The 15,486-nt window shown below is 49.5% G+C and carries 12 protein-coding genes; 2 read left to right on the plus strand and 10 right to left on the minus strand.

Features of this window, described 5'->3' with window-relative positions; genetic code table 11:
• Positions 1–463: 463 nt before the first annotated feature.
• From K2G43_RS02240 to K2G43_RS02250, 3 genes are all read right to left on the minus strand, one after another.
• Positions 464–829, minus strand: a complete 366-nt coding sequence (locus tag K2G43_RS02240; RefSeq protein WP_297641925.1) for a DUF3244 domain-containing protein — start codon at positions 827–829, stop codon at positions 464–466.
• A gap of 195 nt (positions 830–1,024) precedes the next feature.
• Positions 1,025–2,779 (minus strand): tetratricopeptide repeat protein, encoded by a 1,755-nt coding sequence (locus tag K2G43_RS02245; RefSeq protein WP_297641923.1) that lies wholly within the window; start codon positions 2,777–2,779, stop codon positions 1,025–1,027.
• Positions 2,780–3,049: 270 nt separating this feature from the next.
• On the minus strand, positions 3,050–4,363 hold the full coding sequence (locus tag K2G43_RS02250) for an MATE family efflux transporter (protein WP_300152859.1): 1,314 nt from the start codon (positions 4,361–4,363) through the stop codon (positions 3,050–3,052).
• Between the two features lie 166 nt (positions 4,364–4,529).
• On the opposite strand from K2G43_RS02250, the gene K2G43_RS02255 reads away from it, so the two are divergent.
• Positions 4,530–5,210: a hypothetical protein gene (locus K2G43_RS02255; RefSeq protein WP_297641921.1), complete on the plus strand. Its 681-nt coding sequence runs from the start codon at positions 4,530–4,532 to the stop codon at positions 5,208–5,210.
• A gap of 13 nt (positions 5,211–5,223) precedes the next feature.
• Here the strand turns inward: K2G43_RS02255 and K2G43_RS02260 are convergent, their stop codons facing one another.
• The 3 genes from K2G43_RS02260 to K2G43_RS02270 form a co-directional block, all read right to left on the minus strand.
• Positions 5,224–6,795: a DUF4874 domain-containing protein gene (locus K2G43_RS02260; RefSeq protein ID WP_300152860.1), complete on the minus strand. Its 1,572-nt coding sequence runs from the start codon at positions 6,793–6,795 to the stop codon at positions 5,224–5,226.
• Positions 6,796–7,042: 247 nt separating this feature from the next.
• Positions 7,043–8,581: a RagB/SusD family nutrient uptake outer membrane protein gene (locus K2G43_RS02265; protein ID WP_297641918.1), complete on the minus strand. Its 1,539-nt coding sequence runs from the start codon at positions 8,579–8,581 to the stop codon at positions 7,043–7,045.
• A gap of 59 nt (positions 8,582–8,640) precedes the next feature.
• Positions 8,641–11,265 (minus strand): SusC/RagA family TonB-linked outer membrane protein, encoded by a 2,625-nt coding sequence (locus tag K2G43_RS02270; RefSeq protein ID WP_300152861.1) that lies wholly within the window; start codon positions 11,263–11,265, stop codon positions 8,641–8,643.
• Positions 11,266–11,288: 23 nt separating this feature from the next.
• Between K2G43_RS02270 and K2G43_RS02275 the strand changes: the two genes are divergently transcribed.
• A complete protein-coding gene (locus K2G43_RS02275) occupies positions 11,289–11,648 on the plus strand; it encodes a sigma-70 family RNA polymerase sigma factor (RefSeq protein WP_300152862.1) in 360 nt (119 codons plus the stop codon).
• Between the two features lie 71 nt (positions 11,649–11,719).
• Here K2G43_RS02275 and K2G43_RS02280 read toward each other — a convergent pair whose 3' ends face one another.
• The 4 genes from K2G43_RS02280 to K2G43_RS02295 all read right to left on the minus strand — a co-directional run bounded on the left by K2G43_RS02280 (position 11,720) and on the right by K2G43_RS02295 (position 15,044).
• A complete protein-coding gene (locus tag K2G43_RS02280) occupies positions 11,720–12,493 on the minus strand; it encodes a biotin--[acetyl-CoA-carboxylase] ligase (RefSeq protein ID WP_297641910.1) in 774 nt (257 codons plus the stop codon).
• The gene (locus K2G43_RS02285) at positions 12,477–12,833 is read right to left on the minus strand and encodes an MmcQ/YjbR family DNA-binding protein (RefSeq protein WP_297641909.1); all 357 of its coding nucleotides are present in this window, start codon (positions 12,831–12,833) and stop codon (positions 12,477–12,479) included. Before K2G43_RS02285 ends, K2G43_RS02280 begins: the two co-directional genes overlap by 17 nt.
• A gap of 76 nt (positions 12,834–12,909) precedes the next feature.
• On the minus strand, positions 12,910–13,275 hold the full coding sequence (locus tag K2G43_RS02290) for a YraN family protein (protein WP_300152863.1): 366 nt from the start codon (positions 13,273–13,275) through the stop codon (positions 12,910–12,912).
• Positions 13,275–15,044: a S41 family peptidase gene (locus K2G43_RS02295; protein ID WP_300152864.1), complete on the minus strand. Its 1,770-nt coding sequence runs from the start codon at positions 15,042–15,044 to the stop codon at positions 13,275–13,277. The genes K2G43_RS02290 and K2G43_RS02295 overlap by 1 nt, the downstream gene beginning before the upstream one ends.
• Positions 15,045–15,486 lie beyond the last annotated feature (442 nt).

Consider the following 15,486-nt stretch of genomic DNA (forward strand, 5'->3'; position numbering starts at 1 on the left):
TTTCTTTTACCTTATATCTAGCATACATATTTACGTTAGATATAAATATGTACCTGCTTTGGGGCTATTCCTGATTTTACTACAGGAATCTTGTAATTGATTGTTTTTTTTAGTTACAATCAACGCTGGACCAATAATCAAGCCAATCACATGCTTCGTCGGGAGTTGCATCACTAGGAATTTGATGAACTGTTCCACAATCTGTTATAACATATTGTGGCATTACTTTGGCGTATGCAACAGAAGTAAACAATGCGATAACTGCACATAAAAAGAACTTTCTCATAATTTGTTTCTATTGATTGTATTATCCTACTCTATAAACTTTTGGGAATCTGCTCCTTTGGACAGTTTGGTCTGTACTATAATTTTTACCGGTATGATTATGTCTATTTTATCTTAGGAGATTAATAAAAGCATGTGGCTCCGTTTTCATGCCTTTACAATTATGTATTATACTATTTTAACGAGAGAAATACCCATAAAAAGCTTCTTCTCCAATCTCAAATTCCAATACATACTCTCCTTTCGGTAACTCCGGCACTTCAAACGTGTGGCATTGCGAAGACTCCATACTGCTATTGGAATATACCACATTACCTGCTTCATCCTTAATGAACATTTGAAGTTCAGAAACGCCTACATTGGTGTAGATGCGGATGGTGTTCTCGTCAATAGTGGCTGTCGGTATTAAAGTAATGGAACGTTTGTCTTCGTGCCATTTTTCTTCGATATCAGAACAACCATATATTGGAATATCCCTTTCTGCTGCTTTCATGCCTATGCAACAGAGTATGCCTACAATTAATAATAGATACTTTGCTTTCATCTGATTTTGTTTTTTTGTTTGCAACAAAGTTGGTTATAAATTAGATTCTGCAAAAGTTTTTTGCGGCTTCATATATGTGCATAGTTATGTGCAAGGCGTTTTTTGTGTGCAAATTGTGTGCAAACTATGTGCAATAGTTGTGTGCAACGCTTGCACATAGATGGGTGAAAATTGCGTAATGTGTTGAAAAATAGATTATAGTGAGTGTATAATCTTATCCCACATCTCCGGTGTACCTTTCTCGCCCGTCACTTTCTGATAGAGTCGCTTCCGGATGGAAGAGATGCTTTCGGGCTTGAGCTGGAGCAGGCGTGCAATGTCTGCCTGACGGAAACGGAGCTTGAGAAGCATGCAGACATGCAGTTCGTTTTCGCTGGGAGTGTGTAGCGAACGAAGCCTTTCGAAGAATTTAGGATAAGCAGGATGGATAAGGGTTTTCAGTGATTCCCATTCGTCCGAATTGACGTAGGCTTCGCCGCGTGGGGAGTTGGCGCGCTCTTGCAGCTTCCGGTACAAATCGGAGTGGAACAGCTGTTCTTGCGTCAGCTTCTCCTGCTCTTCTTTCATCACTTGCTGTTGCAGGATGTGGTTGACCTGCTCTATTCGCTTCTCCAATCGCTGCTTTTGTTCGTCGTTTTTGGGGAGGGTTATTCGGGTGATGCCTTTGTTCAGTTCCTCTTTCTGCGAATGGTATTTTTCGAGGAATGCTATCTTCTCCCGGTTCTCTTTTTCTATCTTCCGAAGTTTCTCCAATTGTAGTTGCAGCATCAGGTTCTTGCGCTTGCTGTACTGACGGTAGGCTGTGAACAATGCGATGGCAAAGAGAAGACTGCTGGAAATGATAGCTATCCAAAAGTTCTTGTGCTGATTCTCTGCTTTCAACCGTAGGTTCTCCTTCTCGCGCAGCTGATAGTTATAGAGGGAATGCATCCGGTGGATGGTCTCTGTCTGTGTAAGTTTCCGAATGGAGTCAACGTATCGGAGGTGTTCGCGAAGATAATGGGGCACTAACTTCGTGTCGTTTTGAGCGATGGCAAGTTCCAGTAACCTGCGGTAAGCGGTCTTTTTTGCATAGATAGTGCCAAACTTCAATAGCTCATTATAATACCATACAACGGAATCCATTTGTCCGGTTGCATCGTAAAAACTGGCGGCAATGCTGTAAATAGCACTTTTCCCGGGACGTTCAGCCTTTCTTAAAGCATTTTGCAATGGAATACGGGCGGAATCATACATTTGTAAGTCTGTATAGATGGAGGCAAGCTGGCTTTGCATCATGTTGAACATGCCTATGTGTCGTATTTGTACACTCAGGCGGTTGGCCTTTTTGAGATAGAACAAAGTGCTATCCAGTTGTCCTAATCCCTGATACATGTTACCAATATCCCTCAATGTATATATCATCCCTACACTATCTTTCAGCATTTCATCGCATTTCCCTCCTTCCCGATACATCTTTATAGCTTCGGCATACATGCCTTGGTAGGCGAAGAGTGTTCCCGTCTGGCTGTAGATTTTGCTTTTCAGTTCGTATTGCCCGTTGGAAGGAGATGCCGCGATGGCTTTCTGGAAATAATCCAATGCCTGTGGGGCATCTTTCAAGTCGCGATACACCCGCCCGGCATAGTAGTAGGCTTCCGGCAGGTGGCGTTTGTCATCTTTATCTATGTAATAATGCAGCACGGGCAGTATCAGGCTGTCCGATGTGTGGGGGATGTAGGCTTTGTCGTTCGCTTTGATGCAGAGCAGGCGGTAGTACATTTGGGTGGCTTCATCCTCGTTCGTCATACGTTCTTTCAATGTGCCAAGCAGGGCGATGGCACTGTCCGGGCAGGCATTCGTCAGGCTGTCCGCCACGATGAGGGGATGCGGATAAGGCTTGTGCCCGCAGGCGCAGAAGAGGCCCAGCAGGGTGCAAAGAAGCGGTAATATGGAGCGAAATGCCTTCATAGTTGCAAATGTATTGTTTTTTGCGAAATAAGCAAAAAAAATGAGACACAACTATTTAACGTGAGTTCGATATAAGGAAGCTATCATGCCGCATGGTAATTGGAGGTGTGTCAGAACGAAAAGGAACCGACATAATGATAGATTTTAGGCATTACACGGATTTACACGGTTTTTTTCTTGATTAATCCTTGCCTAAAAAAAAGAAGAATGCATGCTTTGACACATCTACTGCCCAACGGGCGGGGTGCTATCGCTTATATCGAACTCACGTTATTTAAGAAACATTTTCCTGACAATCCCCCGGAACAGCCCCGTCTGCACCGCTCCCCGCACCAGCAGATAGGCGAGGAAGGCAAGCCATAAGGCATGATTCGACAGGTGGGACGACAACCCGTAGTAGAGGACGAAGAAGCAGGCGGCTGCCACGGCCATGGAGAGGAGCATGCCGCGTGTGGCGGTGGCGCCGATGAAGACGCCGTCCCAGATGAAGGCTGCCATGCCCGCCGCCGGAACGGCCAGTGCCCAATAGAAATAAATGTCGGCGGCGGCTATCACCTCCCGGTCATCCGTCAGCAGTCCGAGGAAGGCGTTGCCGCCCGTGGCATAGACCAGCGTGAACAGCACGGCCATCACCGCTCCCCAACCGAAGAGGCGGCGCACCGTCTTCATGAAGGCTTCCCGGTTCTGTGCTCCGATATATTTGCCGCTCAGTGCCTCGCCCGCATAGGCGAAGCCATCCATCACATACGAGAAGAGCGTGAAGAGCTGCATCAGCAGCGTGTTCACTGCCAAAATGATTTCGCCTTGCGCCGCTCCCGCCGAGGTGAAAAAGAGCGTGACCGCCACCAGGCAAAGCGTGCGCAAGAAGATATCCCTGTTCACCCGGAAGAAGCGGAGCATCGCCCCTCTTTCCCAGATACCCTCCCGGGCTTGCCGGATTCTCATCAGTTTGCCATAGTGGAGCCTCCATAGCGTCAGTGCCATCAGGAAGCCCGCATATTGGGCAATCAGTGTGCCTATGGCCACTCCCTCCACCTTCATGCCGCACAGATAGACTAAGCAGAGGCTGGCAAGGATGTTGACCACATTCTGCGTAATGGCGATGCACATGGGGATGCGCGAATTCTGCATGCCGATGAACCAGCCCGTCAGCCCGTACAGCCCCAGCATGGCAGGCGCGCCCCAGATGCAGATATGGAAGTAACGCGTCGCCAGTTCCCTCACCTCGTCGGTGGGCCGGATCAGCAGGAAAGCTCCTTGCCGGATGGGCGTTTGCAGCAGGACAAGGCAGCTGGCCACCGCCAGTCCGATGCCTACAGAGCGCATCAGCAGGCGCATCGCCTCCGGCAAGTCCCTCTTGCCGAAGGCTTGTGAGGTCATCCCGCTGGTGCCCATCCGCAGGAAGCCGAAAACCCAGTAGATGATGTTGAACAGCATGCCGCCTACAGCGATGGCGCCGATGTAGGCGGGCGCGCCCAGATGTCCGACGATGGCTACGTCGATCAGGCCGAGCAGCGGCACGGTGATGTTCGAAACGATGGAGGGAAGGGCTATCTGTAAAATTTGTTTGTCTTTGGGCTTCATGAAGAATGTTGTTTGGGTATGGCGGGCAAAGTTACACAGAAAAAGGAGAAACCGTGGGGAAAGATTAACTATATTTTGTTGATGTTTGTAGGGAAAGTACTTAATTTTGTGCGTGCATTTCCGTGCAGAAGATTTTGGCTGTTAAACTATGATATACTTTCTAAGAATGAAACCTTTCAATTTGCTTCTCTTTTTGTTGTTGATATGGCCGCTGTCGCTCTTTGCGCAGTCGGCAGACGAGTTGTTGCAGAAAGTGTCCGTTGCCCTTTCCGAAGGCAGGGACGACTATGCCGTGAGCCTGTTCCGCCAGTCGGCGGATGCCGGTGAAGCCAAGACGGAGATGTTCTATTGGACGCGCGTGGATAAGGGTGGTGAGGTGGTTTCCCGTCTGGCGAACGTATTGGCGGTGCACTACAAGGAGAAGCGCAATTATGATAAAGCCTACCTCTTCTACAAGGAGTTTCTGCAACGTCATCCCAAGAACGTGTCCGCACTCGTCTCTTGTGCCGAGATGGAGATGATGCGGGGCAAGGAAAAGGATGCCCTGAAAACCTACGAAAAGGTTTTGATGCTGGATGCCGACAACCTGCAAGCCAATATCTTTCTGGGAAATTATTACTATCTTCAGGCCGAGAAGGAGAAGAAGAGACTTGAAGATGACTATAGAAAGATAGCCTCTCCCACGCGGATGCAGTATGCCCGCTATCGTAACGGATTGTCCGATGTGTTGGACAATGGTTACGGCAAGGCGAAGGCATACCTGCAAAGGGTGCTCCGCTCCTTCCCCTCCATGGAAGCGGGTAATACGCTGGAAAAGATAAGGAAGCTGGAGCAGGAGCTGAAATAGAGGCGATTCTTTATTATTCCACTTCTATTTCTGTCAACACATTGATACCATATCGGCCTTTGTCGGCTATGGTCCATGTGATGTTTCCGTTGGCACAGCGGATGGCGTAGCGGGAATCATACTTCAGGCGTTCCGAGGCATCGGCTATCCACAATCCTAACCGGTAATTACCGGGAATGATGTTTTGGGGCAGTTTGCATGGCAATTCTATGGTATGGAGCAATGGCGTGCATTCGGGATCGGCAGGATCAGATGGTTGCCAGTCCATAGGATTTACGGGAGCGGCAGCCAGCTCTGTCACGTGTCCGGTTGTGTCTATGAGTACGGGGTGTATGCTGTGTTCACCGAATACGGTGGCAAATCCACGGTTAATCAGGGTCAGTTTCAGGAGATTCTCCTCGCCAGATTTTAATGTGGCGGGTATTTGCAGGGATTGTAGTTCCAAACGATAGCCCAAGTGGTCACGTATATAGTCGAATACACTGCGTTCGGTTTGCTTCCCGTTTTTCAGATGGAAATAGCCGGAAGAGACGGGCATCTTGTATCTCTTCAGCGAATCTTCGTTAATCATAGTCTCCTTCCATACTATCATGGAGTAGCGGGGAGGATTGCTTTCATCAAATCGGTTATTGGAATGCTGCTCTTTGTAGTTGTGGATGACGCTGAGCGAGGTGAAGTGTTGCAGGAAGAGGCGTCGTGCGGCTTGCATGCCGTCGATAATCCATCCTGCAGAAGGACTGTCCGGGTCGGCACCTACACTCCAGAATCCCCAAGGCAGTTCGCCGTCCACTACCAAATAGGGTGACTCTTTCACGATTTGGTTGAAGTTCGCCGTTCCTTCGTGCATATCTCCGTCCCAACGGTCGGGGCGGATGACAATGAAATCATCGTGGAACGAGATTCGGCGATACAACTCAGGCTTGTCTTTTAAAATGTTCTTATATTCGGGTACACGTACCTGTATGTTCTTCTCTTCGGGCACTATGCTGAGCAGTTTCTCCAGGATGGCGCGTTTGGCTTCGGTTGAATTTTCCAGTCCGTGTATGGAACTGTGCCATTCGCCCCAGGCTCCTATCAGACCTGCCTGTACCACCAAAATCAGATCTTTGTTGGCGTGGAGGATGGGTTTCAATTGGTCTAGATGCCGTAAGATTTGTTCGGCTGTGGGACCTATGGGAGACCGCCCCATGAAGTCTTTCTCGTAAGCGAAGCGGAGCACCGCCTTCTTGCCTTGCCGTTGCAGTTCGTCGAAGTATGCCTGCATGGTGGCGAAGTCTGCTTCTGTCAGTTTTTTGTCGGCGAGGAAGGTCAGATAGAAGTAGCTCTGCGAGAGTGACACGCTGTCGGCGGCATATTTCACGGAGAGCTCTTTCAGTTGTTTTTCCGGTCTGTCCTTATCCATAGCCACGTCCAGTGCCGTTTCCAATCGGAATCCTCTTCCCGGGTTATAGAGTCCGTATGTGCCGTTCGCATCGTCTGCGCAGATGCCTTCAAACTCCACTGTTCGTAACCGGTTGCCGCAACTACCTGCCAGCAATCCGAATGCAGCGGTCATCACGCTGCTGTATATCCATTTTCGGTTCATATCGTTTTTTTATTTATTGATTTTTTATCATAAAAACACGGCTTTTTTATTTACAGGAGTTACCTTTTAATTCCTCTAACTCCCTTAAATGGGAAAGCCTTGATAATAAGAGTCGGACAATGATATGCCAGACTCTTGTCATAGCAAAGAGAATAAGCTAAAAGCCCGGTATGCATCACGCACACCGGACTTCTCTAAGAAAAATACAAATGTTTCTATTATCAGTTCAGTATTTCTGTTTATTCATTTAGAAACCGGGGTTCTGTTCTATTTTGCCCTGTCCGTCGCGGATGATGCTGACGGGGATAGGCAGAAGTTCGTAAACATACTTGCCTCCTTCCATTCGTTTTACGTTCTCGGTGGAATGACCTGCATATTCGTTTTTCTTAATGGCCATTTCCACGAAACGACCGTGACGGATAAGGTCCTGACGACGTACACCTTCCATGTAGAATTCATGTCCGCGCTCTTCAAGCAATTTGTCAAGATACTTTTCAGGTGTACCTATCTCATCGTCTGTAAAGGCTGGCAGTTTACCGTGTTTGGTGCGGATTTCGTTCAAATACTCTTTGGCCATGGCATTCACGTTGTTGCTGTTGCGTACCACTGCCTCTGCATAGAGCGTTTTTACATCAGCGAAACGGAATACCACTACATCGCACATGCTCTTGTCGCCAATCATGCCGTCAATGCTGTATTTACCCGGAATGGCACCTACTCGCAGGGAACCGTCGGTCTTGTCCAGCACTTCGCTATGTTCCTTGCCACTCGTATCTGTGTATTCGCCATAGATACGTGTCAGACGATAGTCACCCTCTTCGAAGGTGTGATAATAGGACCATGCCATGCGGTATCCTCCCCACAGAGTCACCGATTCGGGCGCATTGGGAAAGTACACCTTGTGAGGAAAATCACCGGGATAAGTGTGTACCTGATAAAGAGAGTTCTGTCCGCTCTTGGAACAAGGAATCGCGTAAACGATTTCTGCGTTTTCTTTGCCTTCCAGAGAGAACAACTTATAATAGTCATCCTCGATTTCGTAGCCGTAATTCTTGTTCTCTACCAGTTCCTTACCTATCTTTTCGGCGTTTTCAAAGTCTTTCACGCGCATGTAGTATTTCAGCAGTAGGGTATTGGCAAGTCCTTTGGTGAAACGTCCGTAGTCGCCGCTTTCATATCTGTATGGCAATACTTGTGCCGCTTCGGTCAGGTTGTTTACAATGAATGCACGCATTTCCTCTTCTGTGGCGCGAGGCAGGATGATGTCTTTGGTCGGGTTCTTTAAATCTTCCAGTGAAGGAAGGACGATGGGACCATAGAGGTCGTAGAGCAGGAAGGCCATAAAGCCCATGCCGCACTTTGCTTCACCGATGCACAATTCTTTCACTTTGTCACTGGCATGGGAGTTGGCGATACGGTCGGCAGTCAGAATCATGCCGCCCAGATAGCTGTACCAGCGGAACTGATTGAGATTGTTGTTTATCAGACCCGTTTCTGCCGTATGGTTGTTGAAGGCTATCAGATTCCAGTCGTTACCCCAACTACAGGTCATCACATCGGCAAGGCAGTCGGAGATGGTTTGTACGCCATTGGCTGCACTATAAAGATTGCTGTAGCCGTCGGCTGAGAAGGCCGCATACACGCTACCTACCAGCAATGATTTGACATCGCTTTCAGTAGAAGGAAAATTGTCCGGGCTGATTTTGTCATACACTTCGCTCTCCAGCGCACAACTCGCAGCCGCCAGAAGGATGGAACCCATCAACAGTTTTGTTATCTTGTTCATAATTAATTAGTCTTTTAAAATTTTTCTTTGTTTTGCATATTCGCTCTTCTTGGTGGTCCTTAGAATGTGATGTTCAGACCAAGGCTATAAGAAGTCACGTTCGGATAAGAGTAAGTACCCGTATCTGTTTCAGGGTCAAGACCGCTCCAGTTGGTGATGACGAACGGGTTGTTCACATCGGCATACACGCGTAGGTTGGAGATACCCCAGCTCTTCTTCACCGGAACGTTGTAACCCAAAGTGATGTTTCCGCAGCGGATGAAATAGAGTGACTTCAGGTAGTAGTCGCCGTTTCCGCGGCTGCTTGCCAGAATGCTGGGATTCTTGGTGTTTGGGTTCTCGCTGCTGAAGGAGTCGAATACATAGCGCGAGAGATTCTGGGAGTTCTGGTTGGTGTCAATCCAGTCTTCCCAATAGCTGGAAGTTACTTTGCGACCTGCCTCTCCATAGAAGTAGATGTTGAGGTCGAAACGTTTGTAGCGCAGGGCGTTGTTGAAACCGTAGATGATTTTGGGAGCGTTGTTGCCGAAGGAAATCTTGTCCTCATCGTTCAGCACACCGTCGTTGTTGCGGTCTTCCAGCACCATCTGTCCCGGCAACAGGTCGGCTTGGTGTTTTGGAGCAGCCTCGCCCGGTTGCAGGATACCCAGCGCATGGTAACCCCACATCGCTCTCAGGTTGTCATCTTTCTTCTCATAAACGGCAGGTTTCCAAGTGTCAGGACGTGTGCGCCAGCGGTCGTTGTAGTGTGCCAGGGTCAGCGTTGTATTCCAGTCGAAATCACGTGTTTGGATGTTGGCGGTATTCAAGGTAAGTTCAAAACCGTTGCTTTGCGTAGAACCCGCATTGTCGGCAATGCTGCTGATTTCATTATAGAACGGCAGTGATTTGCTGCCCAGGATGTCCGTGATGCGGCGGTTGAAGTATTCGGCTGTCAGACGGATGCGGCTGTTCAGGAAGCCCATGTCTAAACCGACGTTGAACTCAGTAGTGGTTTCCCAAGTCAGGTTTGGGTTACCCAGTTCGGAAGCATAGACACCGCCCATCAGTGTGCTGCCGAATACATATTGGTGGTTGGAAGCGGCGCTCTTGCTGTAGAATGTATAGATGCGGTTTCCGATGTTGGAGTTACCGGTTTGTCCGAAACTGGCTCGAAGTTTTAAGTTAGAGAGCCAGTTTTGTGTGTTTTCCATGAACTTCTCTTCACTGATGACCCATCCTGCCGATACGGAGGGGAAGTAACCCCATCGATGGTCTTTGTCGAAATTGCCGGCACCATCGGCACGCAGTGTGGCTTCCAGCAGGTACTTGTTCTCGTACTGGTAGTTGACGCGGGCGAAATAGGAACCGAGGCTGTTCTTGCTGGCTCCGGAGCCGACGAAAGGTTTTGCATAGTCACCTGCTGCCAGGTTGTGGTAGAGGAAGCTGTCCATCAGGAAGTCTTCGTTGCCGGCGTTCACACTTTCGTTGTTGAATTGCTGGTAAGAGTAACCCACCAAGGCTTTCAGGTGATGTTTTTCCTTGATGATGGTGTTGTAGGTAGCGGTCAGGTCCATCAGGTAGTCGGTGGCATCTGAGTAGTACACGTTCGCTTTACCTTTCTTCTCAGCACCGTGTAAGGTAGTCTTCGGAATGTAATTGTGACGCTTCTGCATGCGGCGGTCTGCGCCGAGGGTACCTTTCAGCTCCAGTCCTTTGATGGGTTTCAGCACGACGAATGCACTACCCATGAGGCGGTCTTTCACTGTCTCATCGGTGATGTCGAGCAGAGATACCGGATTGGGGAAGTTGGAACGGGAGGGGTCCATGGCATATTCTCCGTTCTCATCGCGCACCGGGATGGTGGGGTTGAAGCGGATGGCAGATACCAGAATACCGGCGTTTTCGTTGTCACCGTCGCCTAATGGTACATTATCATAACGGTTTTGTGAGTAGCTGGCGGTCAAACCTACACTCAGGTATTTGTTGACGACCTGGTCAAGGTTGATGCGCGCAGAGAAGCGGCTGGTACCGTTGTTCTTCACCACGCCTTCCTGTTTCATGTAGTTGAAGGAAGCCATGTATTTTGTGCGCTCGCCTCCTCCATTGATGGAGAGGTTGTGCTGGTGCATGTAGCCGGTACGGGTCACCTCGTCCAGCCAATCGGTGCCTTGCGTGGGTTGGTTCAGGTCGAACTTCGGGGTGAAAGGAGTGGGGTTGGGGTTCGTGGTGATGTAACCGGCATAGATGCCCTGTCCATTTTCCTTCATCCAGCGCTCCTTGAGTTGCATGTTTTCCACTTCCATATATTCGCGCGTAGAGAGCACGTCATAATTGGAGCGGATGTTTTGGAATGAACCGGAACCGGAGTAGGTGACTTTGGCGCGTCCTTCCTTGCCGCGTTTAGTGGTGATAAGGATGACACCGTGGCCGGCGCGTGCACCGTAGATGGCTGTGGAAGCAGCATCCTTCAGAACGGAGATGGACTCGATGTCATCGGGATTGAGTGATTCCAGCAGATTGTCGGTGTCTCCGGCACTATAGACGGTGCCCGAACTGAGGCTTCCGGTGTTGTTCACGGGAAAACCATCGATAACAATCAGCGGCTCGTTGCCGGCTCCCGTAGAGGCTTCACCACGGATGCGGAACTTGGCGGCACCGCCCGGTTGCGCCGATTGCATATTGACCTGCAATCCGGCATTCATCGCTCAATGCCTATCTTTTCCGTATGGTGTATCATCGTGTGTTGAACAAGCTTGCCAAGGAGGATGCCATGCATCGTGCCGATGAACATTTCTGTCAGGATATGAATGACCTCCTTTATGACGAAGAACCTTTTAGTCTTGAGGAATTGCAACTGCGCATAGAGGCAGCCTTGGCTTCTCTGCCGGAGGCTTATCGTGAGGCCTTCATGCTGTATCGGTTGCAGGGGTTGGAATGCAAGGAGGTGGCGGCACGGCTGGGTATTTCCGATAAGCTGGTGTATTATCGGGTGCAGCAGGCTGTCAAGTTGCTTGAAAAGGAACTGAAAGATTACCTGCCGCTTGCCTTGTTGCTGCTTTCCATGTCTCCAAGTCCTTGTAAGTGAGCGGATGCACCAGAGTACAGCTGCTCACTTGCAAGGCTATCGAATTTCAATCAAGAAAAACAGAATAGTTACTATAGCATATACTGCACCCCCTTGAACAAATATTCCCGTTCCTTTCCGTTCTCGTCCTCCAGCACGAAGCGTCCGTCCGGCTCCACGCGCAGCAAGCGGGCGAGGAAGCGTCCGTTGGCATCTTGATAGGGGTGGAAACCGCGGCGGCGGAAGAGGGAGCGGGCGTAGCGGATATTGATTTCGTTCATAAAGGAGGCCGCCTCTTCGGATTGAATCTTTTGATAGTAGGCCTCTATGCGCTTCAGTATGTGTGCAAGGATTTCATTGCGGTTGTGGGCTTCTCCTGTGACCTGTTTTAGGGAGACAGGGTTGGGGGCATCGCTGCGGAAGATCTCTTGGTTGATGTTGATGCCGATGCCTGAGATGCAGCGTCTGATGTTTTGTCCCGCGAGGTCGTTCTCTATCAGTATGCCGCAGATTTTCCGTTCTTTCCAGTAGATGTCGTTCGGCCATTTGATGGTGATGTCGTCCGACCACCGGCTCAGTTCCTCCTTGATGGCAAGCGACACGATTTGTGACAGGATGAACTGCTGACGTGCCTTCAGAAAAACGGGGTAGAGCACGAAGCTGAAGAGCAGGTTCTTGCCCGCTTCGGCCTCCCACGTATTGCCGCGCTGTCCTTTGCCCGCTGTCTGAAATTCGGCGGTGACGGTGGTCAGTTCGGCAACGGTCTCTTGCAGGTCGTTGCAGAGTTGGCTGAGGTAGCGGTTGGTGGAGTCGGTTTCGTCCAGGGCTACCAGCGGAAACGGAAATGTATCAGGGCAGGGCTTCATATTCGGCACGCATCTTTTTGGTGAACTTTTTCAGCACTTCTTCATACGAGTGGTCTATCAGGTGCTTTATCAGCTTGTCGTCGGCATCGCGGTCCAGAAACACCTGGTTCCAATACTTCTTGTTGAAATGCCAGGCTCCCTCCACGGCGTTGTAGTGCTCGCGCAGTTCGATGGCATATTCCGGGTCGCATTTCATCGAGATTCTGTCGGGGGTGTTGAGGCTGAAGCATAAGAACATTTTTCCCATCACCCGGATGACGAGGAAATCCTCGCCGAAAGGCATGTCTTCGGTGGCGGCTTTCTTGCCGAGGCAGTATTCGCGTACGGTTTCTATGTTCATAATGGTTTGTTTTCTTTGGTGCTTTGTTAACTTGTTTACTGATAGCATATCGAAACCATGCGGGAGTCGAATCTGTTCAGAACATGGGCGGATAGAAAGCATTTTCGATGTGCTCTATTTGGAATGCCCCCGGCTTTCCGACAACAGTCAATATGTCGAAACGGACGGAGGCATTTATCTGGAAGTGCTTGATGTAGGCATCGGCGGCTATGACGATGCGGCGTATCTTCTGCCAGTTCACGGCCTCCTGCGGTTCGATGTAGTCCGTGTTACTGCGTGTCTTCACTTCTACAAATGCCACTTCCTCTCCTTTGGAAGCGACGATATCCAGTTCCAGATGATTCTTCCGCCAGTTCCGGTTGAGTATGGTGTAGCCATGCTCGACCAGATACTTGACGGCGGCTTCTTCTCCAGCTTTCCCGAGTACGTTGTGTCGCGCCATTATTCTGCGGTTTGAACGGGTTTCAGCATGCCGCTATGTCCGGGACGGTAGAGGGCGGGCATCTTGCGTGCCTTGCCGCTCAATGCGTTCGCTACGTGGCGGGTCTTGGGCGGCATCGGGTTGGTGCCGGTAATCAGTTCGATGGCTTTGGCATACAGCGGCTCTTTATCGCTGCCATACTCCTTATGGATGTAGAACACGTTCTTTTCGTTGTAGGGGTTAAGCTCATCTATCGGCACGTCGGGGTCGAAGCCGTTTTCATACGCTCCGAATCCTTTGGCGTTGTAGCTTTGGAAAGTGATGGGGGCTACGTGGTACGTGTCATCATTGATTTTTATGTCTGTGGCTTCCATTCCCACGTTCTTGCCGGTGGTCTTTTCGCCGATGAGCGTCACCTCGATGTCGATTCCCCGCAGGGAGTTGATGACAAGTTCGCTGGCGGAGGCCGTGCTGTTGCCCACCAGACAGTAGAGGCGTTTCAGGCTGAGGTCGCCTGCGGCAAGCGATGTGCCCAAGTTGGCGTACTTGTTGTAAGAGAACTTTTCTTCCGGTTTGGAGCTGAATCTCTTCATTCGCTCCTCGTTGTACCTGTATTGGGCGAACACCTTGTTGCTGCAACTGCTTCCTGCCACGCACGAGGCTATCAGGTTGGCGCTGATCACGTGTCCGCCGCCGTTGTAGCGCAGGTCCAGAATCAGGTCGGTGATGTTTTTCTCTTTAAATTCCTTGAAGACGTTGAACAGCTCTTCATCGAAACCGGCTTCAAAGCCCGAATAGACTAAATAGCCGATGCGGTGGCCCTCATATTCTTCATCTACTTTGTTGTAGATGACGGGGTTGGCATACATGGCTTTGGCGGTCAGCGGATACTCTTCTTGGCCGGTAATCCGGTTTCCTTCTATGATATCTTCCGTCAGCGTGTATTGGATGGCGGCATCGGGCAACAATAGGTTGCGATAGTATTCGTTAATGTTGCTTTCGGTGATTTTTTCTCCGTTTATCAGGCTTATCATGGCTCCCCGCTTGAGGCCTGCTTCCGAAGCCGGTGATTCGGGGTATATGCCCTGGATGCAGAAGTAGATGGTATAGTCGGTTTGTGAACCGATGGATACGGGTGTGATGCCGGTGATGCCGAAATAGTATGCCAGCTCTTTTTCTATGGCGCGGGTCTTGCTGATGTCGGGCACCTTTTGTATGTAGGAGAAGAGGGAGTATTGGCCATTTCCGGCAGGTCTCTTGTCTAAGTCGTTGGCGTTCATTTTCAGTAGGTTTCCGTAGAAAAAGTCCTCATATCCTTGGTTGAAGTCTTTTTTCAACGTCTTGTACTCGTCGTTCCACAAATACATTTTGCTCAGGTATTCATCCACTTTCCGGTTCACCGCCGCATCTTGGGTATCTCCGGCGGTGCCGTTTGCTTTCTGCGTCACCTTGAAACTGCTCGAATGGCCGTCGGTATTGATGGTGATGGTTGCCGTGCGGTCTGTGGTGGTCTCGCTGTTCACAGATACGATGAAGCTGTGCGTTCCTTTGTTGCCCGAAGATTGTGACAGCTTGCACCAGTCCGCACCGTTTATGACGTTTGCCACCCACTTGTCGTAAGCGGTAAAGCGGACGGTTACGTCTTTTTCGGTACTGATTTCCATTACTTCACCTTCGGTCCAGCTTGGGTCGGTGATACTGGCGGATTGGGACTCCTTGTCATCGCTGCACGATGTGAGGGCTGCGATTGTCGCCAACAATAAGAGGACAAGATAATTGAGCTGTTTCATAATAAGTTCTGATTTAAATGCCCAAAAGTACTTTTTTAATTGATAAAAAGAAATGTTTTGGAAGGATTCTTTAGAGATAGTTGATAAAAAAGGCGATTGGGCTTGTAAAAATACACGTTTTTCTCATTTACGGGAGTTACAGGAGTTATCACTTCGCTTCATTAGGAGTTAAAGCCGATGCGCTTGTGCATAATTCCGTTATGAAAGTATTGACTTTCACTCCTAAGCCGACTTGTCGGCTGATGACTTCTCTCGCTCCTTTCAATGAAAGAAAGGCTATTCGAAAATCATAATTGTTTACATGGGGTATTCCCCTTCCGAAAAAAACGTCACAATCTGTTCTTCCGGTTCGCGTCTTGTCAGGCCCTTTTCTGCTCCATAGTTTCTTCGGTGTTTCTTCGGACGTTCTTCGGACATTCTTCGGTCCTAGGGAGTGGAGTTT

Origin of the sequence: Bacteroides sp., assembly GCF_029057325.1 — a bacterium.
Lineage (GTDB): Bacteria > Bacteroidota > Bacteroidia > Bacteroidales > Bacteroidaceae > Bacteroides.

Coding starts and splice junctions, on each gene's coding strand:
- K2G43_RS02240 (WP_297641925.1), bottom strand. CDS start 829: ATGAAAGCAAAGTATCTATTATTAATTGTAGGCATACTCTGTTGCATA.
- K2G43_RS02245 (WP_297641923.1), bottom strand. CDS start 2,779: ATGAAGGCATTTCGCTCCATATTACCGCTTCTTTGCACCCTGCTGGGC.
- K2G43_RS02250 (WP_300152859.1), bottom strand. CDS start 4,363: ATGAAGCCCAAAGACAAACAAATTTTACAGATAGCCCTTCCCTCCATC.
- K2G43_RS02255 (WP_297641921.1), top strand. CDS start 4,530: ATGAAACCTTTCAATTTGCTTCTCTTTTTGTTGTTGATATGGCCGCTG.
- K2G43_RS02260 (WP_300152860.1), bottom strand. CDS start 6,795: ATGAACCGAAAATGGATATACAGCAGCGTGATGACCGCTGCATTCGGA.
- K2G43_RS02265 (WP_297641918.1), bottom strand. CDS start 8,581: ATGAACAAGATAACAAAACTGTTGATGGGTTCCATCCTTCTGGCGGCT.
- K2G43_RS02270 (WP_300152861.1), bottom strand. CDS start 11,265: ATGAATGCCGGATTGCAGGTCAATATGCAATCGGCGCAACCGGGCGGT.
- K2G43_RS02275 (WP_300152862.1), top strand. CDS start 11,289: ATGGTGTATCATCGTGTGTTGAACAAGCTTGCCAAGGAGGATGCCATG.
- K2G43_RS02280 (WP_297641910.1), bottom strand. CDS start 12,493: ATGAAGCCCTGCCCTGATACATTTCCGTTTCCGCTGGTAGCCCTGGAC.
- K2G43_RS02285 (WP_297641909.1), bottom strand. CDS start 12,833: ATGAACATAGAAACCGTACGCGAATACTGCCTCGGCAAGAAAGCCGCC.
- K2G43_RS02290 (WP_300152863.1), bottom strand. CDS start 13,275: ATGGCGCGACACAACGTACTCGGGAAAGCTGGAGAAGAAGCCGCCGTC.
- K2G43_RS02295 (WP_300152864.1), bottom strand. CDS start 15,044: ATGAAACAGCTCAATTATCTTGTCCTCTTATTGTTGGCGACAATCGCA.